Raw genomic sequence first — 21,398 nt, forward strand, 5'->3', positions numbered from 1 at the left:
TCAGTTGCGAGAACGGCATGACTCAAACCGATACGACCGCCATCCGTCACGCCGACATCCTGATTGTCGGCGGCGGCCTCAGCGGCACGATGCTGGCAGTGCAATTGCTGCGTTTGCCGGGGCGCAGAAAGATTCTGGTGATCGAGCCCCGGGCCGAACTGGGCCGGGGCGAAGCGTACAGCGCGGTGGAACTGGGCCACACGCTCAACGGCAATGCGGCGCGGATGAGCGTCGATCCGGACAATGCCGATGACCTGACTCAATGGCTGACCGATCACATCGCTGGCGGTGGCTGGCCGGAGTCGGATCAGCAACATGTACCGGTCAGCGAACTGTTTCCACCTCGGGGTTTGTTCGGCGTGTATGTGCAGCAGCGTCTGGCGGAGGCGCAGCAGGTGGGCGCGCAACACGGTTCGACGGTCGAGCATGTGCGCGCCGAAGTGGTCGATGTTCAGGCCTCCAACGATTCCGTGCAGCTCATCTTGAGTGACGGTCAACAGTTGCAGGGTGCTTTTGCCGTGTTGGCGACCGGGATGTTCCCGGCTGCCCGCACCCCGCAAAAAGAATCCAGCGGCCTCAACGCGGCGGCGCTCGATCCGTGGGATGTCGCGGCCATGCGCCAGCTCGATCCGCAATCCACGGTGTTGATCATCGGCTCCGGCCTGACCATGGTCGATGCCGTGGTCTCGCTGGAGCAGGCCGGGCATCGCGGGCCGATCGAAGTGTTTTCCCGGCACGGGCTGTTGCCCCATGTGCGTCGGCAGCCGCCGGCGTGGGTGGACTTCCTCGCCGAGGATCACAGCATCCGCACGCCGCGCCAGTTACTGCGCGAATTGCGCCGGCATTGCCGCGACGCCATCGCCCAAGGCATCGACTGGCAGGCGCCGCTCGACACCGTGCGGGCGCACATCGGTCGCTTGTGGAGCCAGGCCAGCGATGCGCAGCGCCGGCAGTTCGTGCGCCATGTGCGACCGTGGTGGGAAAGTCATCACCATCGTTCACCGCCGCTGAGCGCGGAATTGGTCGAGCGACTGCATCGGGAAGGGCGATTGCGCATTCAGGCGGCGTCTTACAAGGGGCTTGAGCCGGTATCGGGCGACGGCGTGGGTATCCGCATTCGCCCTCGCGGTGAGGCTGAAACCCGCGTGGTGCAGGGCGCGGCGTTGATCAACTCAAGCGGCATCGAATACGACTGGCGCCGGGTCGCGCGACCTTTGCCGCAGCAGTTGTTGGCGCGTGGCCTGGTTCGCCCGGGGCCGTTGGCGCTGGGCATCGCGGCGGCGGTGGACGGTGCGGTGCTGGATGAAGAGGGTCGGGTCTCGAACCGCTTGTTCGCCTTGGGCCCGCCGCTGCGTGGCATGTGGTGGGAAAGCACCGCTGTCACCGACGTGGCGTTGCAGGCCAAGGCGCTGGCCGCGCGACTGGTGCGCTGACGCCCGAATGCAAGAAACCCCGCTTTGGCGGGGTTTCCTGTTTCTGGCAGCTCAAACCGATCACTCAGTAGCGCTGATATTTGGAACCGAATTCCGGGCGGTTTTCCGCGACGTACAGTTTGGTCTGTTCGGCGTTCTGTTGGAGTTTGAGGCCTTGGTGTTCGGCGTCGTTGCTGACGGTGTCGACGTTCAGGGTGCCGGACTGGCCAACGGTCGCAGCCGCGACAACTGGAGTGCTGGCGTGTGGGGCAGCGATGGCGGAAGTGGCGCCGATCAGGGAAACAATGAAGCCGAGTGCGATGATGTCTTTCATGATGTTGCTCCAGAGAGTGGGGAGAAGATGGGGCCCACTGTAGTGCTGGAGGGTTTTGATGTGAAAACACCCTTGCGCATAGTTGTTATCGAAGGTGTTGATGCGCGATCAGCGCGGTAGGGTATTGCTCAGCCAGCGCTGGCGCAGCTGCTCCAGACGGCCGTCGGCCCGCAATGTATCCAGCGCCTGCTGCCAGCGTGCGACCTGTTTCGGATCAGTCTGCGGCGAAAAGGCAATGTAGGTGTTCTGTTTCATCAACGGGATCTGGTACTGCAAGCGTCCCGGCTCCATGCCTTGTTCGCGGGCGAGGGCGGCTTTGGACCAGGTATCGGAGACCACGAAATCGGTACGCCCCAGGCTGAACAGCCGCATCATCTGCTCCGGGGTTTCCACGCCGTAGAGGTTGTTCAGGTCTTGCCCTTGCAGGTAGCTGTAGACCAGCCATTTGCGCGGCACGGTGATCCGGCCCAGATGATCGGCTTCACGCAGGCTGTGCACGGGAGGCTGGAGATTGTCGCGGGCGTACAGCGCGGTTTCGACTTCGATCAGCGGCCCGACCCATTGATAGCGATCATCGCGCTCATCGGTACGCAGCACGGTGAATACGCCGGTGTCGGGGGTATCGCTGGCCATGCGCAGGGCGCGCAGCAGCGGGACTTGTTGCAGATGGATGCGATCGCCGGTCTGGGTCGCCAGGGCCTGCACCACGTCCACCCCGAATCCTGCGAGCTGATTGCCTTGCATGAAATGCAAGGGCGGGTGGTTATCGGTGAGCAGTTGCAGGTCCGCCGCGGTGGCCGTCAGGGCCAGCATGGACAGCAGACAGGCGGCAAATCGTTTCATGGATCGTCCCTGAACAAAACAATCGCGCAGCTTAGTACGAGCCATGACGGCTGTCGTCGGGAAACAGCGGGGCTTTTGTGTCAGAGAACATGGCGGTTCGGTAGTGAACGCTGCGGGGGGCAGAGCGCCCCCGGCAGGAATCGACAACGGCGGGTACAAACGATCAGTAGCGCTGGTATTTGGAACCGAACTCGGGACGGTTCTCGGCGACCAGTACGCTGCGGGCCGAGCGCTCGCGCAGTTCCTGCAAGCGGTCGGCGCCACCTTCAGCGACGCGTTCGCGCAACTCTTGCAAACGGTCAGCACCGCCTTCGGCGACGCGCTCACGCAGCTCCTGCAAACGGTCGGCGCCGCCTTCTGCCACGCGTTCACGCAGTTCCTGCAAGCGATCCGCGCCACCTTCGGCAACGCGATCCTTCTGCAGGTTTTCCGAGCCGTATTCAGCGACCAGCGGCTGGGAGCTGGCGGATGCCAGATCGGCCATTGCCAGGCCACCGAGCAGGCTGAGTGCGAGTACCAGGGATTTCGAGGACTTGAACATGGTGTTTCTCCTTGCGTTTGATGATGAGTGAGCCAGTGCTTTCTGGTGGGTTCATTCAAACGCGAGGGTGTATCGCTGATATGTGGTGATGCGGCGCGAAAACACGGGTTACGTATCTGCGCGGCGAATTTATACAGAGCGATACAAATCCGTCAGGATTCGGCGAGCATTTCCACGGCGAAGGAGAACACATAACCCTCGTTGCGCACGGTCTTGATGTAAGTCGGCTCGCGGGAGTCGTCCAGCAGACGCTGGCGCAGGCGACTGACCAGCAAATCGATGGAGCGGTCGAACAGGTCGGCGTCGCGACCCTGAGTCAGATTGAGCAACTGGTCGCGGCTGAGCACCCGTTGCGGATGGTCGAGAAACACCCGGAGCAAACGATACTCGGCGCCGCTGAGGGCAACCATGGTGTCGTCTTCATCGAGCAGGTGGCGGGCGGTGGTGTCCAGCCGCCAGCGGCCGAACGCGAGCAGGCGCCCGGTTTCGCTGATCAGCAGATTGGGCGGCAGCATTCGTGTACGGCGCAGCACGGCGTTGATCCGCGCCAGCAGTTCGCGGGCGGCGAAGGGTTTGGTCAGGTAGTCGTCGGCGCCCATTTCCAGGCCGAGGATGCGGTCGGTCTGGTCGTCGCGGGCGGTGAGCATCAGGATCGGGATCGCCTTGTGTTTGCCGGCGCGCAATTCGCGGCACAGCACCAGCCCGTCATCGCCGGGGAGCATGATGTCGAGCACGATCAGGTCGACCGTGTTGGCTTCCAGAAAGCTGCGCATCTGCCGGCCATCGGCGACCACGGTGCTGCGCAGGCCGTTCTTGGTCAGGTAATTGCCGACCAGTTCGCGGATCTCGCGGTCATCGTCGACGATCAGGATGTGGTTGATGTGATCCATGGTTCGCTCTTTTTATAGGGAGTGCCCGAAGCGTTGCGCTCCGGGCACTTGTCACTTCGGGTCAGGACACCACGCGGTAGCACGGCACATACGCTGCGCCACCCGGCAGTTTCATCCGGTGCTGGGCGACGAAGGCTTTGAGCAGCAGATCGAGGGGCTGCATGATCGCGGCGTCGCCACGGATCTGGTACGGCCCGTGTTCCTCGATCAGGCGGATGCCCTTGTCCTTGACGTTGCCGGCCACGATCCCGGAAAACGCGCGGCGCAGGTTGGCCGCCAGTTCATGGGGTGGCTGGTCGCGGTGCAGCTTGAGGTTGGCCATGTTTTCGTGGGTCGGATCGAACGGGCGCTGGAAGCCTTCGTCGATCTTCAGCAGCCAGTTGAAGTGGAACGCGTCGGCGCGTTCGCGGCGGAATTGCTTCACGGCCTTCAGGCCCGCCGTCATCTGCCGCGCCACTTCGGCCGGGTCGTCGATGATGATTTCGTAGTGCTTCTTCGCTGCTTCGCCAAGGGTGGCGGTGACGAAAGCGTCCAGTTGTTCCAGGTACGGCGCGGCATGTTTCGGCCCGGTCAGGATCACCGGGAACGGCAGGCCGGCGTTGTCCGGGTGCATCAGGATGCCCAGCAGGTACAGGAACTCTTCGGCAGTGCCGGCGCCACCCGGGAAGATGATGATGCCGTGGCCGACGCGGACGAAGGCTTCCAGACGTTTTTCGATGTCCGGCAGGATCACCAGTTCGTTGACGATCGGGTTCGGCGCTTCGGCGGCGATGATCCCCGGTTCGGTCAGGCCCAGGTAACGGCCACCGTGAATCCGCTGTTTGGCGTGGGCGATGGTCGCGCCTTTCATCGGGCCTTTCATCACGCCAGGGCCGCAGCCGGTGCAGATGTCGAGGCTGCGCAGACCCAGTTCGTGGCCGACTTTCTTGGTGTATTTGTATTCTTCGGTGTTGATCGAGTGGCCGCCCCAGCACACGACGATTTTCGGCTCGACGCCCGGACGCAGGGTGCGCGCGTTGCGCAGCAGGTGGAAGACGTAGTCGCTGATGCCCTGGGAGGTGCTGAGGTCGATGCTCAGGGCATCGAGTTCGTTTTCGGTGTAGACGATGTCGCGCAGGGCGCTGAACAGCATTTCCCGGGTGCTGGCGATCATTTCGCCGTCGACGAAGGCGTCAGCCGGGGCGTTCAGCAGTTCCAGGCGCACGCCGCGATCCTGCTGGTGGATGCGGATTTCGAAGTCTTTGTAGGCTTCTAGGATGGTTTTTGCGTTGTCGACATGGGCGCCGGTATTGAGGATGGCCAGGGCGCACTGGCGAAAGAGGGTGTAGGTGCTGCCGGTTCCGGCCTGGCTCAGTTGCTGAACTTCACGTTGGGAAAGGGTTTCGAGGCTGCCTTTTGGGCTGACCGAGGCATTGATTACGTGTCGTTGGGTCATGCAGTGATCCTTAAAACGATGTCATTGCCGGCATGGCCAATGGCATCCGAATAGTGTGTATCCATGAATGAAGATGGCACGATCTGCGTGGTATCGCCATGTCCCCGTTGGACGTTGAAAAGATGAAAAGGCGCTCCAGCATAGCTAAATCCGCCTCAGAGGCGATAATGCGCAGCCTCTTTTTAACTCAAGCCATGGAAGCCTGTCGCGATGTTCGAGATTCAACCGATCGATGCCATCACTTATCGCCAGCAGACCCGGCGCAGCACGCTGATCATCGCAGTGCTGTTTCTGGTGCTGGCGATGGCGTTTTCGACGGCGGCGGTGGCGCTGTTCGGCGAGCCGGGCGGGGATAATCTGCGATTCAATGTCGGCGGGGTATTTGGCGCATTTCTGCTGACGGCGGCGTTTCTGCGCGGGCGATTCTGGAACCAGACCTGGATGGCCCCGGCGGTGTACGGCTGGCGGCTCAAGCGCAGCCTGATGAGCGTCACCAACGTCATGCATCAGGTGACGGCGGCGGTGGACAAGGGCGACCCGGTGGCGATGAAGGTGCTGCGTTTCTATCACCTGGGCCTGACCCAGATGCATGAACTGGACGGCAACTCCAGCGATCACGCGCAATTGCACCGGGAAGTCGAAGCGCACAAGGCGCGGATGGAGGCGCTCGGTCTGGACACCGATCAGACGCGCCTCGATCCGGCCTGGCTGGAAACCTTGAAAGCGCGCTAGAAAGGAATGCGCGCGGCGCGCCGCAGTTTCCAACGGCGGATCAGACGCCCGTAGACCAGCAGGTTGACCACCAGCACCACGCTGCCCAGCGCCAGCTGAATCTGCGGGGTCAGCCCGGCCGGGTAGATGATCGGCCAGATGTAGTGCTCGATGAAGCCACCCGCGTATTCGGTTTGCCCGGCGGCGTGGCGCATCAGGTTTTCCCAATAGGTCAGCGGACAGGTCAGGTGCAATACCTCGACCGCCACGCCCCAGGCCGCCGCAGGCAAATGCAGCCACACCAGCCGCGGCCACTTGAGCACCAGCAGTCCGCCGAACAGCACGAACAGAATGAACAGCAAATGAAACAGCACCAGCCCGTCGGCGGCTATTCGATACAGCATGTCGTCTCCCTGACGCGTGTGTGAATGGCTGCCATGTTACGCCGGTAAACGACTGCCCGAAGGAAGGATTTGCGCCAACTGCGCAAGATTGTTCAAGCCACCAACGGGCATTTGCTGGCAGAGTCCGGGGCCTTGTCTCACGGTTGAAGCGTGTTATGTCTGACTCATCAATGCCGCGCAGTGCCTTTCTTCGCGGAGCCGCGGCGATCATGCCGTTATCGCTGGCCACCGCACCCTGGGGGCTGCTGGCCGGCTCCATGGCGATTGAAGCCAACCTCACGCCGCTGCAAGGGCAGGGCCTGTCGAGCATCGTGTTCGCCGGTGCTGCGCAACTGGTGGCGATCGGCATGCTCAAGGGCGGCGCGGGGATTTTCTCGATTTTGCTGACCACGCTGCTGCTGACCTCGCAACATTTGCTTTACGGCATGAGCATGCGTCATGTGATTTCGCCTTTGCCGGGACGCTGGCGCATCGGCCTGGGCTTTTTGCTCACCGACGAACTGTTCGCCCTGACCAGTCAACACGACCGCCAGCAGTTCAACCGCTGGTATGCGCTGGGCGTCGGCCTGACGTTCTACATCGCCTGGAATCTCTTCACCCTGGCCGGCATCGTGCTCGGCAGCAGTATTCCGGGACTGGAACACCTGGGGCTGGACTTCTCGATTGCCGCCACCTTCATCGCCCTGATCACCCCGGTGGTGCGCAATGTGCCGACGGTGGTCTGCGTGGCAGTGTCGCTGTTCTGCTCGGTGTTGTTCAGCTACTGGCAATGGGGTTCGGCGCTGGTGCTTTCGGGCCTGGCCGGTATGACTGCCGGGTTTATCTGCAACAAACTGTATCGGGAGCGCACATGATGGTCTGGGCAGTGATTATCGGCATGGGGATTCTGGTGTTCCTCAACCGTTATGTGTTTCTCGAACCGCGTTTGCCGGTGCGACTGAGCAGCAACGCGCGGCAGTTTCTCGGTTTTGCCGTGCCGGGCATGTTGACCGCGATTTGCGGGCCGATTGTGTTCATGCCGGACAAACAACTGAATTTGCAGTGGGACAACCCCTATCTGCTGAGTTCACTAGTAGCAATCGGCCTCGTGATCTACACACGCAATACGTTGCTTAGCATGCTATTGAGCATGGCGTTCTTCTTTCTATTGCGCTGGTGGCTTTAAGTTCTACGCTTAATGGATGAATTCCATTAGCGAGGTGAACATGGCAACCGAGCAGAAACGTCCCGAAGAAGATGACGAACCGAGCGAAGAAGAAATCGAGCGGGAGAGACACAAGGAGCAGACCTGGAAGCATGACGACAGCCGCGAGTTGTCCGACCGTGATCAGGAACGCCCGCTGAAACCCTGAACGCCACAACGAAAAAGCCCCGCGATTGCGGGGCTTTTTCGTTTCATCAAAGATCTTCCAGCTGCGTGAAATCGGGGTGGGAGGCCCGATAACCCAAGGTCTTGTCGATCCAGGCATTCAGCTCGTTGACCATCACCGGCGGGTGGCAGGGATAGTTTTCGAGAGTGGCGCGCAGGATGCGGTCGATATCGGGTACGTCACGCAGGTTTCGAGTCTTTATGTAGTGGCCGATAAAACAGTCGAGTTGAAAGCGTTCTGTCGTGGACAGATGAATACACTCCAGGCCTGTGACCTGTTTGATTGCAAAATCGTCGCGCAACTTAGTTCTCTGCAAGGCTTGTAAGTTTGGGGGGATTCCTGGTTTTGCTGACTCTTTGGTCAACTGGTATGCCAAAAGGAAATGCGGCGCGCATGCTATCCGTAGTGTTTGTAAATGTATGTATGACGGTTGAAATGTCAGACAGGCGGTTAGTTCAATCAAACGACTGTTTATGTTGAATGTTTCGCGTTTGAAACACCGCGTGTAACACACAGGATTCGATTGCTGAATTCCTGCTTTTGATAACGCATCGCGTCGACATTTATTTACGTTACGGCTTCAATCAATTCCGCACCCTGATTGCGGGAGCTGCCCACCGCTTTGCCGACTTTGTGCCAGTGGAACGCTTCGCTGGGTTCGGCTTCGAACAGCAGCATCTGTTCGGCGCGCTCGGTCGGCGTGGCGGGATCGAGCCATTCGTGCACCCGATCAGCGCGCAGAACGATCGGGCGCCGGTCATGCACATCGAGCAGGCCACCTTCGCTGTTGGCGGTGATGATGACGAAGCCGTCGTCGTCCCGTTGAGGCTCTCCGGGTGTCGGAAACTGGCCGATGGCGGCGCAGAAAACCGGTTGATGATCGGCCCGACGAATCAGCCAGGGCTGTCGGCTTTTGTCGGGTGCATCGACCCACTCGAACCAGTTGTCGACGGGCACGATCAGTCGATGGCGCCAGATCGCTCGAAAGAACGGCCCGTGGGCGACTTTTTCCACCCGCGCGTTGATCGGCGCGGCGCGATCCGTCGCCCAGTGCGGGCGCCAGCCCCAGCGCAGATTGTCGGCGTATAGCCGTTGTTGGTGCTGATGGAGGATCGCCAGTGACGTCGTGGGCGCGGCATTGTAATGCGCCAGCGGTGCGTCACCGACGTGATTGATCAGCGCATCGGGAATGCTCAGCACCGCGACGAAATCGTGGATGCCCCGGTATTGCGACAGTCTTCCGCACATCGGCCGACCCTCCGGCTGCTGCCTGAAGGTTTCAGCTTAGTTGCACGGTTCAATCCTTGCTGCCCTGGCCGGTGAACGCGTCGCGCCAGACCAGCCAGCGGCGTTCCAATATGGCCAGCAGTCCGTCGCTGAGTTTGCCCAGCAGCGCCAGGACGATGATCGCGGCCAGCACGATATCCGGCCGCGAAGTTTCGCGACCGTCACTGAGCAGGTAACCCAGCCCTTTGGTCGCCGCGATCAGTTCGGCTGCCACCAGAAACATCCACGACAGGCTCATGCCGCTGCGCAATCCGGTGAACAGGCCGGGCAGGGCGGCGGGCAACAGAATCCGTCGCACCAGTTGCAGGGGACTGAAGCCATAGATGTGTCCGACTTCCACCAGTTTGCGGTCGATGTTGCGAATCGCCGCGACCACGTTGACGTACACCGGGAAGAACGCGCCGATGGCGATCAGGACGATTTTCGAGGTCTCGTCGATCCCCAGCCACAGCAGCAACAGCGGCACCCAGGCCAGGCTGGGAATCGAACGCAGCGCGGCAAAGGTCGGTTCCAGATAGGCCTCGGCTTCGCGGCTGAGGCCGACCCATGCGGCAAACACCAGCGCCAGGCTCGCGCCGATGGCAAACCCCAGCAGCACGCGAATCAGGCTGGCGCCGATGTGTTTCCACAAGGCGCCTTCGGCCAGATCCGTGAGGGTCAGGGCAATCTCGCTCGGCGCCGGCATCTGGTAGGACGGCAGCCAGCCGATGCGTACGATAAATTCCAGTGCGATCACGATCAGCAGTGGCAGGGCCAGGCCCTTAAGCCGCCGGCGCCAGAGCGGATTCAGCAGTGGGAGTTTTCGCCGTGGTGCCGACAAGGCGAGGCGGGCGGGCAGGTCGTTGCTCATGGACGGTTCTCCGCTCACGACAAATCCGCGACGGGCGCGGACTTGTCATGAGCCTGATCGGTTACTGGGCGGCGGCGACTTGCTGGAAACCGGTGTCGATCAACTGATCGATGACCTGATCGACATTCACCCCACGGCGCACCAGTTCTTCGGAGACCAGAATCGGCGCGGCGGCTTTCGAGGCCAGCACGTCCTTGGCGGTCAGTTGCGGGCTGCTCAGGTCGGTGCGCGACAGTTGCAGCTTGGCCACGTCCAGCGGCAGGCCGGATTCGCTGGCGAGCAACTTTGCCAGCTCTTCGGGGTTCTTCACCGACCACTCGCGGGCCTGCTCATAGGCCTTGATCACGGTGTCGATGGTTTGCGGGTGTTGCTTGGCGTATTGCTCGGTGACGCTGACCACGCCGTAACTGTTGAAATCGCGATTGCGGTACAGCAGGCGCGAACCGGCCTGTACCTGACTGGCGGCCATGTGCGGATCAAGACCGGCCCAGGCGTCGACATCGCCTTTCTCCAGCGCGGTGCGGCCGTCCGGGTGTTGCAGATGCACCAGTTCCACGTCGTCCTTTTTCAGCCCGGCCTGTTGCAGGGTGCGCAGGGTGAACAGATACGGATCGGTGCCCTTGGTGGCGGCGATTTTCTTGCCCTTGAGGTCGGCGACGGACTGGATCGGCGAGTCCTTGCGCACCACCAGCGCGGTCCATTCGGCGCGGCTGTAGACGTAGACCGATTTGATCGGGCTGCCATTGGCGCGGCTGAGCACGGCGGCGAGGCTGGCCGAAGAGGCGAAATCCACGCCGCCGCTGTTCAGGTATTCCAGCGAGCGGTTGCTGCCCTGGCTCAGCACCCAGCTGACTTTGCTCTGGGGCAGGGCTTTTTCCAGGTAGCCCAGATGTTTCAGCGCCAGGCTGACCGGCGAGTAATAGGCGTAATCCAGATGCACTTCGGCCGGCGGCGCTTCGGCAGCGTGGGCGAGCGGTTGCAGGCTCAGGGCTACTGCGCAGGCCGCGAGCAGCGTTTTGAAGCGGGAAAACGGTAAGAGGAATTTCATGGGCACGCTCCGGCAAGGCAACAGATTCTTATGTCCAAAAAGATATTTTTATCGAATGCTTCCTGCATGAATGGAATATTGCAGGCTCTGTGCCATGTGCGCCTTGTCCCGTATTTACGGGGTTTAACGCCGGTTTTGCAGGTTTGAAGTGTTGCAGGGAAAACACTGTGCCGAGCCACTGTTGCTCGGCGAACAGTGCAACGGGAGGGTGCTGAGCTTATGCGCTAATCGAATTTCAAATCTTATTTGTAAGAGCGTTATGGTCTATAAAAACCCCTTCTGCAGGACTCGCCATGAAGCTCTCACGTTTCCTACGCGCCGCGTTGACCAGCGCACTGTTTGCCACCCCATTGACCTACGCTGCCGAACCCTTAGTCCTGCACGTCGGCGACCAGAATTACTACAACATCCGCGCGTCCATAGAAGCGTCCGGCGTGTTGAAGGACGCGCCTTACACGGTCGACTGGAAACACTTCCAGGCCGCCGCGCCACTGGCCGAGGCGTTGCAGACCGGGTCGCTGGATCTGGGTTTTCTGGGGGATTCGGGATTTCTGTTTCTGGCGGCCAAGCAGGCGCCGGTGAAGCTGATCGGGGTGTCGCGGCAGAACCCGGACACCATCGCCCTGTTGGTGCCCAAGGATTCTCCGGTGAAAACCATCGAGGATCTGAAGGGCAAGAAAGTCGCCTACTGGCCGGGTGCCTGGAGTCAGCAGTTGACCTTGCGGGCGCTGGAGCAGGGCGGTTTGCCGGAGAATTACGTCGACTTCGTCAAGCTGATGCCGATTGATGCAGCGGCGGCGCTACCGCAAGGCAGCATCGATGCGTTCCCGGTCTGGGAACCGTACATTTCCCAGCAGATCGTGTTCTCGGGTGCGCGGCCGATTCTGACGGCGAAAAACCTGATGCCGGGCTTGAGCGCCATTGCGGCATCGGCGCCGTCCATCGACAGCAAGCGCGAAGCGATCGCCGATTTCCTCGGGCGCCTGAAGCAGGCCCGGGCCTGGGTCGACAGCCACACCGACGAATACGCCGACCTGTGGGCGAAGAAGGCCAATCTCGATCAGCAGGTTTCGCGGCACTGGTTGCGCCAGGCGCACATGACGGTCGGCCCGGTCGATCAACAGGCCGCCGCCGATCTGCAAAGCACCGCCGACTTCCTGTTCAAGGTCAAGGCGCTGCCGGCACCGCTGGCCACAGCGGGGATCATCGACAGCTCGTTTCAACAGGCGCTGGCACGCTGAGCGAGCGCTGGAACCAAACCCTGTGTATCTTTATCCAACCTCGGCCCATCTCATTGGGTCGCAGGGAGGAAGCAGCGGCGAAGGAGTTTTGCCAATCGACAACATGACCGCTACGGTCGGGCTCAAGGCAAAACATGACACAGTGGTTCAAGCTTTTCTGCGCGATGGCGGTGGCCGTCGGGTTGGCCGGATGCATCGCCGCTCCCATCGAAATGACCGCGCAGACCGAGACCCGGCTCAAGGCCCAGGCGCCTGTGCGGTTTCTGTTGACCTTCGATGACGGCCCCAGCGCTTCCAGTTTGTTCAATCCCACCGACACCGTGCTCGACAGCCTCAAGGACAACCCGCTGCAACCGGGGATCAAAGCGGTGTTTTTCGTCCAGACCCGCGCTCCACGGGCGGGCAACAGCGAGATCGGCCGGCGGGTCATGCGTCGCGAGCATGCTGAAGGGCACATTCTGGGTTTTCACACCGCTACCCATTGGCACACCAATCATCGATTGCTCGATCCTGATGAGCTCGAAACCTCGCTGACCAACGGCTCGGCAGACATCGTGGCGATCACCGGCGCGCCGCCGACGTTATTGCGCCCGCCATTCTGGAACTACGACAAACGCACCTTCGCCGCTTATCAGCAGCACCATATGCAGGTGTTGCTGACCGATCTGAGCGCCAATGACGGCAAGATCTGGGGCTTCAACGCCAGTCCCCGGCGGCGGGCGAACATGCTGCGTCAGCTATCGGAAGTCCGCGAACGGATTGCCCTCGGTGAACTGCCAACGGTGGACGGGGTGATTCCGGTGGTGGTGACCTTCCATGACCTCAACCGCTACACCGCTCGCCACACCCGCGAGTACTTAGAGATTCTGCTCGACAGCGCCGCTGCCACCGGCGTGCGACTGGCAGAAAAACCGTTCTATGATGATCGCGCGACATTGGAAAAAGCCGCATTGGCGCGCACCGTGCGTGAGTCGTCGAAACCGGTGAACCTGCCAGGGATCTGGAACTGGATCTGGGACCATGACGCCCACTGAGTGCGGTGATGTGAAATGTGAAGCGGTTGGCAAATTCTGCAGGTGTCGGCGCAAGCGGGGCGATAAAAGCTCATCTATGCTCATCGGGTTGCCCGAGTCAACGCCTGTGAGGCGTTCCCCCATGATTGCCATTGCCGATATTTGCCGCATCGTCGAATCCGGCTTCTCGCCGCTGTATTGCGATTGCACCGAAACGGCGCAGGGACTCTTGCAGATCAAGGTTTACGAACCCGACAGCGGGCGTGTCGAGCTGTTGCTCAACGGGGTTTCCCCGGAGCATCTGGTCACCATTCGTGACATTTCCAATTTCATCGGTGAATTCCGCACCGAAATGAGCGCCGGACGCCGGGCTTTCGCCGGCTGACGGTCAAAGACGTCGCTGGAAGGCGCGGACGATGTTCAGCGTAGCGTTACTGACGTTCAGATTCTGCACCGCATCGAGCGGGTGCCAGAGACAGTCGACAATTTCATTCAGCGGGCGAACCTGATCGATGTTCAGCACCGACGCCTCGTAGACGTGGTGCCGGGTGCTGCCGTTCTGCAACTCCATCAGATAGAGCATCTCATCGCTGTCCAGTCCGGTCTCTTCCTTGAGTTCGCGGGCGGCGGCTTGCGCGCGGGTTTCTCCCGGCTCGACGGTGCCGCCCGGCAGCGTCCAGCGGCACCTGGGTTTGCGCACCAGAAGAATGTGTCGGTCCTGCTCGCAGATGACCGTTGCTCGTACTTTCATGTGTTACCCGAATGTCGGTTGTCATAAATCTGTCATGAATTAGCAATATTTGGGCCGCTGCCGGTCTAGAGCTTCTGAGTGCCTGGCAGCGGCAAAAGTGCCGGAGACTTGACGCGGCCGCGGTGCGACGTTCGGTCGGCACAGGGGGCATTGCGGGTGTAAGGTGGAAAAGTTCGTCAGCAGACAGGAGGTGCCTATGAGCATGGCGATGCTGAACAAAATGCACATGAATGGCTACGACGTACTCAGCGTCAACAACGGCCCGTGGCGGGTCTGCACGCAGGGTGACCGGCTCGCTTCGTTTGCCAGTCGCGAGGAAGCGCTGGCGTACGCCGCCGCGCTGCCGGGGTACAAAAGCCGCGCACGCGGTCGCAAGGCAGACTGAAGGTCTGTGAAGAAAAAGCCCCGGTTGTCCGGGGCTTTTGCTATGGAAGGGTGAGGTTCAGTGGACTTTGGTTCGGCTGATGGCGCGGGCTTTCACTTCCCGGGCGTACAGTTGCAGGCGTTCTTCATCGCTTTGCAGTACCTCGCAGGATCGCAGTACCGCCTGGGCGTCCGCCTCGTTGCCCGACTGGCGCAGTTGCTCGGCGATACGCTTGAGGTCCACCGCCGACCATCTCAGGTCCGATGCCACGCTTTGCAGGTCACGCTGAAGTTCGTGTTCGTATTCATTGAGCCGCATGATCACCTCCGGAACATTCTCGGTAAAACAGATTAGCCGCATTTTTCCGGTGTGGGGCAAGGTCTTCTGTCGATGAGCTGAACGGCCCGGTTTTCAGGGAATGCAGGCAGAGCGCTACGATGGATGTCCGAACAGTTACAGGGTACATTCGCGTTTTTTCAGATGAAGGAATCACCATGCGGATGTTGATCGGGGGGATGCTGATGGCGGCATTGGCCGGTTGTTCGTTGCCTGCTTCACTGGTGCCGGGCGAACCGAATGTCAGCAAGACCAGCGACAAGACTCCCAAGGACTACGCCGCTTGTGTATTGCCCCTGTGGCAGCAGGACGTTGCCAAGACGTCCCAGACAGCGATTTCCAATGGCTACCGGATCACCGCGCCGAGCATCGTCACCGCCGACGAGATTCTCGATGTGGTCAAGTACAAGGACGGCAGCCGCGTTTCCCTGTATCAGGGGCCGCCGTGGGCGAAGTCCGGGTCGTTGCGCAAAGCGGTGCGCGACTGTCTGTAAGGTCACAAACCGGCCAGCGGCTGACCGGTGCGATTGCGCTGGCTGCTGCGGATCCGGTGATTCCCGTCGTCGCGTAAAGCGACGTGTCACAAAAAATCCCGCCGGTTGATTCCGAGCGGGATTTTTTGTTCAGATTGCGCAAACCCCTTCGGCAAGGATCACCCGACCGAACTCGGCGTTGGTCTCCTGAGGCGTGATGGCAAGCAGTTGGTCGAGGCGAATTTCCTGTTGCGCGGCTTGTTGCTCGATCACCAGGAATTCTTCTTTGTCACTGCTGGTTCGCGTGGTCACGGCTTTGGCCATCAGCCGCTGACCGTCGATCAACTCGATGTCGAGCTGATAGCCGCGCAGGCAAGCGATTTCCAGGTAGTCGTAAAGGTCACAATTCAATGGCTGATAACGGGTCATGGCGTTACTCCTCGAAACCTTGGGCGATGATGAAACGATCCAGGTCATGCATCAACCTTCATGCGGCGGTGCTGATGGCGGCAGAGAAGGGCGTGGATCGGATTCTGCAGGATAGTAATGCGCGGTGACAGATGATCGCGAGCGTTCCTCCCGCGTGCACTAGGCTTTGAATGCCGGCTCATTACGGGCCGGCATTGCTGTTTTAGGAGGAGTGTTTTTTTGATTCAAGGAGCGACCGATCATGGATGATCTGGTGAAAGAAGTGATTCCGTTGTTGCAGTACCTGATCCCGGGTTTGTCTCGACCTGGATTTTCTACACCCTGACGGCGTTCAAACGGCCGGATACGTTCGGACAGATTGTACAGGCGTTGATTTTCACGTTTGTGATTCACGGGATGGTGCTGGGTATTGGGGCGGTTTGTGTGTGGGTGGGAGAGCAGGGGATTTCTGTAGGGAGATGGGATGCGAAAGCTGAAACGTGCTGGGCATTTTCTGCGTCCTTGCTGCTGGGATTGATGGCTTGTTGTCTGGCAACTAATGGCAAATTGCATAGGTGGTTGCGCAGCAGAAACGTAACGAAACAATCTTCCTATCCCAGTGAATGGTTCTGCGCGTTTGCGCAATTCGATCGGGTTATCACTCTGCATTTGAACGATGAAAGGCGTGTTCTAGGCTGGCCGGTTGAGTGGCCGCCGGAGTCGACCTCCGGGCAGTTTGTGATGCAGTACCCGTGCTGGATTAATGGCGATGGAACAAAGGAGCCTATTAGCGCCGAATTTTTGCTGATAGATTCCACGAAGGTTCAATGGGTTGAATTCAGCCCGGCATCAGAGGGTTCATCATGACAGCCAGAGCACCGCAACTGATACCTCCACATATAAAGCGTCTTTTTGTAGGGCCGGACGGAAAGCGGCTGGAGAAACCATTGATCGAGGCATCAAAGGCACCTCCTCCGCCGAAATACCCTCCATATCCGCAAGCTCATTCCTGACCCCATCCATCCTTCACCGCCCGGCGAATGCCCTCCAGCAACATCGCAAACGCCGGGTTGTCGTTGTTCTCCCGCCAGATCAGATGCAGCTCGCTCTGCACCCCTTCGCCCAGATCGATCTCGCGAAACACCACATTCCTGAACACCACACTGGTCGCGCAACGCGGCACCAGCGCCAGGCCCATGCCTGCGTTGACCAGCGCCAGAATCGTCAAGGAAGATCCCAGCCACTGCACGTAATCCGGAGCGACCCGGGCCGAGCGCAGCATGCCGGTGAGCAATTCGTTGAACGGCGGGTAGGCGGCGTGGGAATACATCAGGAAGGGCTGCCCATCCAGGTCCTTCACTGAAACGTCGTCTGCCTCCGCCAGTCGATGGCCGCTCGGTACCGCCAGCACAAACGGCTCGCGCACCAGGCACTCGGTGGCGTAACCAGGCTCGAGCAACGGCGCGCGGACGATGCCCAGATCGATGCGTCGGGCACGCAGGGCTTCGTGTTGCTGATAGGTGTTCATTTCAGTCAGGTCGATCTTCACCTGCGGCTGCTTGAGGCGCGCCTCGGCGATGACCTTGGGCAGAAACTCGTACACCGCGCTGCCGACAAAACTGATGTTCACCGAACCGATATCGCCCTCGGCAAAGCGCCGGGCGGTGACGGCAGCCTGTTGCGCGCGTTCGAGCAGATTCTGCGCCTCGATGAAAAACGCCCGGCCGGCGGCGGTGAGCGCGACACTGCGCGTGCTGCGGGTAAACAGTTCGACGCCCAGATGATGTTCCAGTAACTGGATCTGCCGGCTGAGTGGCGGCTGGGTCATGTTCAACCGCTCGGCGGCGCGGCGGAAGTTGAGTTCGGTGGCGACAGTGGTGAAGCAGCGCAGTTGGGTCAATTCGAACATTGATATAATCCAGGTATCAATCGAATGCCAGGTTAGATTAGACGGGATCAATTGCCCCGTCCATGATCGCTCTACGCCTGAACAGGCCTTCCCTACAAAAACAAAGATCGGGAGTCGCCCCTTGAAAATCCTCCAGAGTCCGCCGCACATTACGGTACTCGCCTGCGCCGCCGCCAAGGTCAAGCGCCACGTGCTGCCGTTGTTCGTGGTGATGTTCATCGTCAACTACATCGACCGGGTCAACATCGGTTTCGTGCGCAGTCATCTGGAAACCGATCTGGGTATCGGTGCTGCCGCCTATGGCCTTGGCGCCGGTCTGTTTTTCATCGGTTACGCCTTGTTTGAAGTGCCGTCCAACATGCTTCTGCAACGCTACGGCGCCCGCGCCTGGCTGACGCGGATCATGTTCACCTGGGGCGCAGCGGCGATGGCCATGGCGTTCGTCAAAGGCGAAACCAGTTTCTACGTGCTGCGCTTCATCCTGGGCGCTGCCGAAGCCGGGTTCTTTCCGGGGATCATTTATTACTTCACCCAATGGCTGCCAGCCTCGGAGCGCGGCAAGACCATGGCGGTATTTCTCAGCGGGTCGGCGATTGCTTCGGTGATATCCGGTCCGGTGTCCGGCGCGTTGTTGCATATCAGCGGCCTGGGCATGCACGGCTGGCAGTGGATGTTCCTGATCGAAGGCGCTGCGTCGGTGGTGCTCTGCGGGTTTGTCTGGTTCTGGCTGCAATCCCATCCGCGCCAGGCCAAGTGGCTGACCGAAGAGGAGCGTGAAGCGCTGGTGACGGCAATCGCCGAGGAACAACGTGCCCGCGAAGCGACCCGCGTCGCCAAACCATCGATGTTCAAACTGTTGGCGGATCGGCAGATCGCATTGTTCTGCTTCATCTACTTCTCCATCGCCCTGACCATCTACGGCGCCACCTTCTGGCTGCCGAGCATGATCAAGAAAATGGGCAACCTCGGCGACTTCCAGGTCGGGCTGCTCAACTCGGTGCCGTGGATCATTTCCATTGTCGCGATGTACGGCTTTGCGGCGCTGGCGGGCAAGTGGAAATTCCAGCAGGCCTGGGTCGCACTGACCCTGGTGATCGCCGCGTTCGGCATGTTCATGTCCACCACCGGCGGGCCGATTTTCGCCTTCGTCGCGATCTGTTTTGCGGCCATCGGTTTCAAGGCGGCTTCGGCACTGTTCTGGCCGATTCCGCAGAGCTATCTGGATGCGCGCATCGCGGCGGCAGTCATTGCTCTGATCAACTCCATCGGCAACCTCGGCGGCTTCGTTGCGCCGACCGCGTTCGGTTTTCTGGAACAGACCACCGGCTCTATCGAGGGCGGTCTGTATGGCCTGGCCGCGACTTCGCTGATAGCGGCGGTGGTGATCTTCTTCGCCCGCATGGCGCCCGGCGCCAAAGGCAACACCCCGGCAAAGCCTGAACCCGAAACCGCCGTTGCGCCGACGGCCAACCCGCTGGCGAGCCACTGATTCCGACTCAACAGGAGCGTCATTTTGAAAATCACTCGCGTAACCGTCACTCCGATTGCCTTCCGTGATCCGCCGCTGCTCAACGCCAGTGGCATCCACGAACCGTTCGCCCTGCGCTCGATCATCGAGATCGAGAGTGACAACGGCTACATCGGCCTCGGCGAAAGCTATGGCGATGCCCCGGCGCTGGCGATCCAGCAACAGGTGCAGTCGCAGTTGATCGGCCTCGATCCGTTTAATCTTAATCAGCTGCGTCGGATCGTTCAGACCACGGTTGCCGCACACAAACCGGCCAGTCTGGCGGGTGCCGAACTGGCGCCCGGTTCCCACGCCAGCAAGGCCGTCAGCAATGCGTATTCGGCGTTCGAAGTGGCGTTTCTCGACTTGCAGGCTCGTTACCTGAATGTGCCGTTGGTGGATCTGCTGGGCGGGGCGGTGCGCGACGAAGTACCGTTCAGCGCCTACCTGTTTTTCAAGTACGCGCAACACGTCGATTCACCCTACAAACCGGACAACTGGGGCGAGGCGCTGAACGAACAGCAGATCGTCACCCAGGCCGCGCGAATGATCGAGGCGTACGGTTTCAAGAGCATCAAGCTCAAGGCCGGCACGTTGCCGCCGGAACATGAAGTGGCATGCATCAAGGCGCTGAAAAAGGCCTTCCCCGGTTATCCGCTGCGCATCGATCCCAACGGCAACTGGTCGCTGGAAACCTCGATCCGCATGGCCGAGTTGCTGGGCGACGATCTGCAGTATTACGAAGACCCGACCCCGGGCCTCGAAGGAATGGCCGAGCTGCACAAACGCACCGGGCTGCCGCTGGCCACCAACATGGTGGTCACTGATTTCGACGAGTTCCGCCGTAGCGTCGCGTTGAACAGCGTGCAGATTGTTCTCGCCGATCACCATTACTGGGGCGGTCTGCGCGACACCCAAACGCTGGCGAAAATGTGTGACACCTTCGGCCTCGGCGTGTCGATGCATTCCAACTCACACCTGGGCATCAGCCTGATGGCGATGGCTCACGTGGCGGCCGCCGTGCCGAATCTGGATTACGCGTGCGACACCCATTACCCGTGGCAGGAACCGGATGAAGAAGTGATCAAGGGCGGCAAACTGCCGATCGTCGATGGCTGCGTGAAGATCACGCGTGCGCCGGGCCTGGGGCTGGAACTGGATCACGATCAACTGGGCAAGCTGCATGACCAGTATCTGACCTGCGGCATTCGCCAGCGCGATGATGTGCGGCAGATGCAACGCTATAAACCTGACTGGAAAGCGCTGAAGCCACGATTCTGATCGAGCAAAACCAGAGGGCGCCAAACGGCGCCCTCGGTTGTTTCAAAGCGTGCGCATCAACCAGTCGCGAAACGCCTTCAGCGACGCCAGCGACTCATTGCGCGCCGGGTACACCAGGTAATAGCTGCGCCGGCTGCTGATCGGTTCACCCAGTTGCAATAGCTCGCCGTTGTGCAATTCATCTTCCACCAGAATCCTCGGCACCAGCCCGATCCCGATATTGGCGCGCACGGCCTGGATCAAGTGCGAGGTCATCTCGAAACTCGGGCCAATGCGCATGCTGCGATGGGGCAGGGCATGATGGCTGAACCACTCGGACCAGGCCTGAGCGTTGCTGCTGACGTTGAGCAGCAGTTGCCCGGCGATGTCCTTGTCGGCCGCACGGCGTTCGGCATCGGACAGCTGCGCGCTGGCGATCACCACCAGTTCTTCGGTGTGCAGGCGGTGAGCGGTCAGCCCCGGCCAGTCGCCGCCACCGACGCAAATCGCCGCGTCGATTTCGCTGGTGTCGAAGTCGATGGTTTCGATGCGTGAATGCAGGTGAACGGTCATGCCCGGGTGCGCGGTGTAGAAATCCTTCAAGCGCGGCAGCAACCATTTCGAGCCGAAGGTCGGCAGGGTCGCCAGGCGCAAACTGTGGATGCCTGAGCCAAACGCCATGGCCTGCAAGGTCGCACTGCGGATCTGGCCGAGGGCTTCGGACAGTTCGCGCTGATACATGCGCCCGACGTCGGTAAGGATCACCCGCCGGCCTTCGCGGCTGAACAAGCGCATGCCGAGCATCTTTTCCAGAATCTGCACTTGCCGGCTGACGGCGCTCTGGGTCAGCGACAGTTCGTGGGCGGCGCGGGTGTAGCTTTCATGGCGCGCGGCGGCTTCAAACGCCAGCAGCAACGACATCGAGGGAGTGAGGGTTCGTGGATTCATTCGTTTTAGTCATGGATTGCGGGTCGATTTTACGGTTGTCCCGACATCGCTCTGCAATGAACA

27 protein-coding genes and 1 pseudogene are annotated in these 21,398 nt (G+C 60.5%); 13 read left to right on the forward strand and 15 right to left on the reverse strand.

The window, feature by feature from the left end; genetic code table 11:
• Window positions 1-17: 17 nt before the first annotated feature.
• The gene (locus JKA62_RS20340) at window positions 18-1,433 is read left to right on the forward strand and encodes an FAD/NAD(P)-binding protein (RefSeq protein ID WP_201819161.1); all 1,416 of its coding nucleotides are present in this window, start codon (window positions 18-20) and stop codon (window positions 1,431-1,433) included.
• Between the two features lie 64 nt (window positions 1,434-1,497).
• Here the strand turns inward: JKA62_RS20340 and JKA62_RS20345 are convergent, their stop codons facing one another.
• The 5 genes from JKA62_RS20345 to ppnN all read right to left on the reverse strand — a co-directional run bounded on the left by JKA62_RS20345 (window position 1,498) and on the right by ppnN (window position 5,455).
• Window positions 1,498-1,746, reverse strand: a complete 249-nt coding sequence (locus JKA62_RS20345; protein ID WP_039767006.1) for a hypothetical protein — start codon at window positions 1,744-1,746, stop codon at window positions 1,498-1,500.
• A gap of 108 nt (window positions 1,747-1,854) precedes the next feature.
• Window positions 1,855-2,589, reverse strand: coding sequence for a substrate-binding periplasmic protein (locus JKA62_RS20350; protein WP_179694590.1), 735 nt, complete (start codon window positions 2,587-2,589; stop codon window positions 1,855-1,857).
• A gap of 163 nt (window positions 2,590-2,752) precedes the next feature.
• Entirely contained in the window at window positions 2,753-3,130 is a 378-nt protein-coding gene (locus tag JKA62_RS20355; protein ID WP_011334679.1) for a hypothetical protein, read from the reverse strand.
• Window positions 3,131-3,282: 152 nt separating this feature from the next.
• Window positions 3,283-4,020, reverse strand: coding sequence for a response regulator (locus tag JKA62_RS20360; protein ID WP_011334678.1), 738 nt, complete (start codon window positions 4,018-4,020; stop codon window positions 3,283-3,285).
• Between the two features lie 61 nt (window positions 4,021-4,081).
• The gene (gene ppnN, locus JKA62_RS20365; RefSeq protein WP_007950520.1) at window positions 4,082-5,455 is read right to left on the reverse strand and encodes a nucleotide 5'-monophosphate nucleosidase PpnN; all 1,374 of its coding nucleotides are present in this window, start codon (window positions 5,453-5,455) and stop codon (window positions 4,082-4,084) included.
• A gap of 210 nt (window positions 5,456-5,665) precedes the next feature.
• Here ppnN and JKA62_RS20370 point away from each other — a divergent pair, with 210 nt between their 5' ends.
• On the forward strand, window positions 5,666-6,187 hold the full coding sequence (locus JKA62_RS20370) for a DUF3087 domain-containing protein (RefSeq protein WP_201819163.1): 522 nt from the start codon (window positions 5,666-5,668) through the stop codon (window positions 6,185-6,187).
• On the opposite strand, the gene JKA62_RS20375 is transcribed toward JKA62_RS20370, so the two are convergent.
• Window positions 6,184-6,570 carry a DUF2784 domain-containing protein gene (locus JKA62_RS20375; RefSeq protein WP_201819165.1) on the reverse strand — a complete coding sequence of 129 codons (387 nt, stop codon included), beginning with the start codon at window positions 6,568-6,570 and terminating at the stop codon, window positions 6,184-6,186. The genes JKA62_RS20370 and JKA62_RS20375 overlap by 4 nt on opposite strands.
• A gap of 155 nt (window positions 6,571-6,725) precedes the next feature.
• On the opposite strand from JKA62_RS20375, the gene JKA62_RS20380 reads away from it, so the two are divergent.
• Genes JKA62_RS20380 through JKA62_RS20390 form a run of 3 tightly spaced genes read left to right on the forward strand, consistent with a single transcriptional unit; the run spans window position 6,726 to window position 7,922 of the window.
• Window positions 6,726-7,424 carry an AzlC family ABC transporter permease gene (locus tag JKA62_RS20380; protein WP_011334675.1) on the forward strand — a complete coding sequence of 233 codons (699 nt, stop codon included), beginning with the start codon at window positions 6,726-6,728 and terminating at the stop codon, window positions 7,422-7,424.
• Window positions 7,424-7,735 (forward strand): AzlD domain-containing protein, encoded by a 312-nt coding sequence (locus tag JKA62_RS20385; RefSeq protein WP_166742327.1) that lies wholly within the window; start codon window positions 7,424-7,426, stop codon window positions 7,733-7,735. The genes JKA62_RS20380 and JKA62_RS20385 overlap by 1 nt, the downstream gene beginning before the upstream one ends.
• Before the next feature lie 40 nt (window positions 7,736-7,775).
• The gene (locus JKA62_RS20390) at window positions 7,776-7,922 is read left to right on the forward strand and encodes a hypothetical protein (protein ID WP_201819167.1); all 147 of its coding nucleotides are present in this window, start codon (window positions 7,776-7,778) and stop codon (window positions 7,920-7,922) included.
• 46 nt (window positions 7,923-7,968) lie between these two features.
• Here the strand turns inward: JKA62_RS20390 and JKA62_RS20395 are convergent, their stop codons facing one another.
• The 4 genes from JKA62_RS20395 to JKA62_RS20410 all read right to left on the reverse strand — a co-directional run bounded on the left by JKA62_RS20395 (window position 7,969) and on the right by JKA62_RS20410 (window position 11,125).
• Window positions 7,969-8,241 (reverse strand): hypothetical protein, encoded by a 273-nt coding sequence (locus tag JKA62_RS20395; RefSeq protein ID WP_041475322.1) that lies wholly within the window; start codon window positions 8,239-8,241, stop codon window positions 7,969-7,971.
• A 266-nt stretch (window positions 8,242-8,507) separates the two neighbouring features.
• Window positions 8,508-9,188, reverse strand: a complete 681-nt coding sequence (locus JKA62_RS20400; RefSeq protein WP_011334672.1) for an SOS response-associated peptidase — start codon at window positions 9,186-9,188, stop codon at window positions 8,508-8,510.
• Window positions 9,189-9,237: 49 nt separating this feature from the next.
• Entirely contained in the window at window positions 9,238-10,077 is an 840-nt protein-coding gene (locus JKA62_RS20405; RefSeq protein ID WP_011334671.1) for an ABC transporter permease, read from the reverse strand.
• Window positions 10,078-10,138: 61 nt separating this feature from the next.
• A complete protein-coding gene (locus tag JKA62_RS20410) occupies window positions 10,139-11,125 on the reverse strand; it encodes an aliphatic sulfonate ABC transporter substrate-binding protein (protein WP_201819168.1) in 987 nt (328 codons plus the stop codon).
• A 293-nt stretch (window positions 11,126-11,418) separates the two neighbouring features.
• On the opposite strand from JKA62_RS20410, the gene JKA62_RS20415 reads away from it, so the two are divergent.
• The 3 genes from JKA62_RS20415 to JKA62_RS20425 all read left to right on the forward strand — a co-directional run bounded on the left by JKA62_RS20415 (window position 11,419) and on the right by JKA62_RS20425 (window position 13,764).
• A complete protein-coding gene (locus JKA62_RS20415; RefSeq protein ID WP_011334669.1) occupies window positions 11,419-12,366 on the forward strand; it encodes an ABC transporter substrate-binding protein in 948 nt (315 codons plus the stop codon).
• Window positions 12,367-12,500: 134 nt separating this feature from the next.
• Window positions 12,501-13,400: a polysaccharide deacetylase family protein gene (locus JKA62_RS20420; RefSeq protein WP_201819169.1), complete on the forward strand. Its 900-nt coding sequence runs from the start codon at window positions 12,501-12,503 to the stop codon at window positions 13,398-13,400.
• A gap of 121 nt (window positions 13,401-13,521) precedes the next feature.
• A complete protein-coding gene (locus JKA62_RS20425) occupies window positions 13,522-13,764 on the forward strand; it encodes a DUF1652 domain-containing protein (protein ID WP_201819170.1) in 243 nt (80 codons plus the stop codon).
• Between the two features lie 3 nt (window positions 13,765-13,767).
• Here the strand turns inward: JKA62_RS20425 and JKA62_RS20430 are convergent, their stop codons facing one another.
• Window positions 13,768-14,130, reverse strand: a complete 363-nt coding sequence (locus tag JKA62_RS20430; protein WP_011334666.1) for an NUDIX hydrolase — start codon at window positions 14,128-14,130, stop codon at window positions 13,768-13,770.
• A gap of 196 nt (window positions 14,131-14,326) precedes the next feature.
• On the opposite strand from JKA62_RS20430, the gene JKA62_RS20435 reads away from it, so the two are divergent.
• Window positions 14,327-14,515: a hypothetical protein gene (locus tag JKA62_RS20435; RefSeq protein WP_007950503.1), complete on the forward strand. Its 189-nt coding sequence runs from the start codon at window positions 14,327-14,329 to the stop codon at window positions 14,513-14,515.
• Between the two features lie 57 nt (window positions 14,516-14,572).
• Here JKA62_RS20435 and JKA62_RS20440 read toward each other — a convergent pair whose 3' ends face one another.
• Window positions 14,573-14,812: a hypothetical protein gene (locus JKA62_RS20440; RefSeq protein ID WP_007950501.1), complete on the reverse strand. Its 240-nt coding sequence runs from the start codon at window positions 14,810-14,812 to the stop codon at window positions 14,573-14,575.
• A 176-nt stretch (window positions 14,813-14,988) separates the two neighbouring features.
• On the opposite strand from JKA62_RS20440, the gene JKA62_RS20445 reads away from it, so the two are divergent.
• The gene (locus JKA62_RS20445) at window positions 14,989-15,324 is read left to right on the forward strand and encodes a hypothetical protein (protein ID WP_041475321.1); all 336 of its coding nucleotides are present in this window, start codon (window positions 14,989-14,991) and stop codon (window positions 15,322-15,324) included.
• A gap of 129 nt (window positions 15,325-15,453) precedes the next feature.
• Here JKA62_RS20445 and JKA62_RS20450 read toward each other — a convergent pair whose 3' ends face one another.
• Complete coding sequence (locus JKA62_RS20450) at window positions 15,454-15,732, reverse strand: Rho-binding antiterminator (protein WP_011334663.1); 279 nt, start codon at window positions 15,730-15,732, stop codon at window positions 15,454-15,456.
• A 241-nt stretch (window positions 15,733-15,973) separates the two neighbouring features.
• Here JKA62_RS20450 and JKA62_RS28970 point away from each other — a divergent pair.
• Window positions 15,974-16,578, forward strand: a pseudogene (locus JKA62_RS28970) (DUF6338 family protein).
• Between the two features lie 136 nt (window positions 16,579-16,714).
• Here the strand turns inward: JKA62_RS28970 and JKA62_RS20455 are convergent.
• Window positions 16,715-17,620, reverse strand: coding sequence for a LysR substrate-binding domain-containing protein (locus JKA62_RS20455; RefSeq protein WP_011334661.1), 906 nt, complete (start codon window positions 17,618-17,620; stop codon window positions 16,715-16,717).
• 121 nt (window positions 17,621-17,741) lie between these two features.
• Between JKA62_RS20455 and JKA62_RS20460 the strand changes: the two genes are divergently transcribed.
• On the forward strand, window positions 17,742-19,109 hold the full coding sequence (locus JKA62_RS20460) for an MFS transporter (RefSeq protein WP_201819171.1): 1,368 nt from the start codon (window positions 17,742-17,744) through the stop codon (window positions 19,107-19,109).
• 24 nt (window positions 19,110-19,133) lie between these two features.
• Window positions 19,134-20,408, forward strand: a complete 1,275-nt coding sequence (locus JKA62_RS20465) for a glucarate dehydratase family protein (protein WP_201819172.1) — start codon at window positions 19,134-19,136, stop codon at window positions 20,406-20,408.
• Between the two features lie 42 nt (window positions 20,409-20,450).
• Here the strand turns inward: JKA62_RS20465 and JKA62_RS20470 are convergent, their stop codons facing one another.
• On the reverse strand, window positions 20,451-21,335 hold the full coding sequence (locus JKA62_RS20470) for a LysR substrate-binding domain-containing protein (protein ID WP_011334658.1): 885 nt from the start codon (window positions 21,333-21,335) through the stop codon (window positions 20,451-20,453).
• Window positions 21,336-21,398 lie beyond the last annotated feature (63 nt).

Origin of the sequence: Pseudomonas sp. B7 (assembly GCF_016735645.1) — a bacterium.
GTDB classification, from domain to species: Bacteria; Pseudomonadota; Gammaproteobacteria; order Pseudomonadales; family Pseudomonadaceae; genus Aquipseudomonas; species Aquipseudomonas glycinae.

Bases quoted from the DNA above. Each gene is read 5' to 3' on its own strand.
- JKA62_RS20340 (WP_201819161.1), top strand. From the start codon at position 18: ATGACTCAAACCGATACGACCGCCATCCGTCACGCCGACATCCTGATT.
- JKA62_RS20345 (WP_039767006.1), bottom strand. From the start codon at position 1,746: ATGAAAGACATCATCGCACTCGGCTTCATTGTTTCCCTGATCGGCGCC.
- JKA62_RS20350 (WP_179694590.1), bottom strand. From the start codon at position 2,589: ATGAAACGATTTGCCGCCTGTCTGCTGTCCATGCTGGCCCTGACGGCC.
- JKA62_RS20355 (WP_011334679.1), bottom strand. From the start codon at position 3,130: ATGTTCAAGTCCTCGAAATCCCTGGTACTCGCACTCAGCCTGCTCGGT.
- JKA62_RS20360 (WP_011334678.1), bottom strand. From the start codon at position 4,020: ATGGATCACATCAACCACATCCTGATCGTCGACGATGACCGCGAGATC.
- ppnN (WP_007950520.1), bottom strand. From the start codon at position 5,455: ATGACCCAACGACACGTAATCAATGCCTCGGTCAGCCCAAAAGGCAGC.
- JKA62_RS20370 (WP_201819163.1), top strand. From the start codon at position 5,666: ATGTTCGAGATTCAACCGATCGATGCCATCACTTATCGCCAGCAGACC.
- JKA62_RS20375 (WP_201819165.1), bottom strand. From the start codon at position 6,570: ATGCTGTATCGAATAGCCGCCGACGGGCTGGTGCTGTTTCATTTGCTG.
- JKA62_RS20380 (WP_011334675.1), top strand. From the start codon at position 6,726: ATGTCTGACTCATCAATGCCGCGCAGTGCCTTTCTTCGCGGAGCCGCG.
- JKA62_RS20385 (WP_166742327.1), top strand. From the start codon at position 7,424: ATGGTCTGGGCAGTGATTATCGGCATGGGGATTCTGGTGTTCCTCAAC.
- JKA62_RS20390 (WP_201819167.1), top strand. From the start codon at position 7,776: ATGGCAACCGAGCAGAAACGTCCCGAAGAAGATGACGAACCGAGCGAA.
- JKA62_RS20400 (WP_011334672.1), bottom strand. From the start codon at position 9,188: ATGTGCGGAAGACTGTCGCAATACCGGGGCATCCACGATTTCGTCGCG.
- JKA62_RS20405 (WP_011334671.1), bottom strand. From the start codon at position 10,077: ATGAGCAACGACCTGCCCGCCCGCCTCGCCTTGTCGGCACCACGGCGA.
- JKA62_RS20410 (WP_201819168.1), bottom strand. From the start codon at position 11,125: ATGAAATTCCTCTTACCGTTTTCCCGCTTCAAAACGCTGCTCGCGGCC.
- JKA62_RS20415 (WP_011334669.1), top strand. From the start codon at position 11,419: ATGAAGCTCTCACGTTTCCTACGCGCCGCGTTGACCAGCGCACTGTTT.
- JKA62_RS20420 (WP_201819169.1), top strand. From the start codon at position 12,501: ATGACACAGTGGTTCAAGCTTTTCTGCGCGATGGCGGTGGCCGTCGGG.
- JKA62_RS20425 (WP_201819170.1), top strand. From the start codon at position 13,522: ATGATTGCCATTGCCGATATTTGCCGCATCGTCGAATCCGGCTTCTCG.
- JKA62_RS20430 (WP_011334666.1), bottom strand. From the start codon at position 14,130: ATGAAAGTACGAGCAACGGTCATCTGCGAGCAGGACCGACACATTCTT.
- JKA62_RS20435 (WP_007950503.1), top strand. From the start codon at position 14,327: ATGAGCATGGCGATGCTGAACAAAATGCACATGAATGGCTACGACGTA.
- JKA62_RS20440 (WP_007950501.1), bottom strand. From the start codon at position 14,812: ATGCGGCTCAATGAATACGAACACGAACTTCAGCGTGACCTGCAAAGC.
- JKA62_RS20445 (WP_041475321.1), top strand. From the start codon at position 14,989: ATGCGGATGTTGATCGGGGGGATGCTGATGGCGGCATTGGCCGGTTGT.
- JKA62_RS20450 (WP_011334663.1), bottom strand. From the start codon at position 15,732: ATGACCCGTTATCAGCCATTGAATTGTGACCTTTACGACTACCTGGAA.
- JKA62_RS20455 (WP_011334661.1), bottom strand. From the start codon at position 17,620: ATGTTCGAATTGACCCAACTGCGCTGCTTCACCACTGTCGCCACCGAA.
- JKA62_RS20470 (WP_011334658.1), bottom strand. From the start codon at position 21,335: ATGAATCCACGAACCCTCACTCCCTCGATGTCGTTGCTGCTGGCGTTT.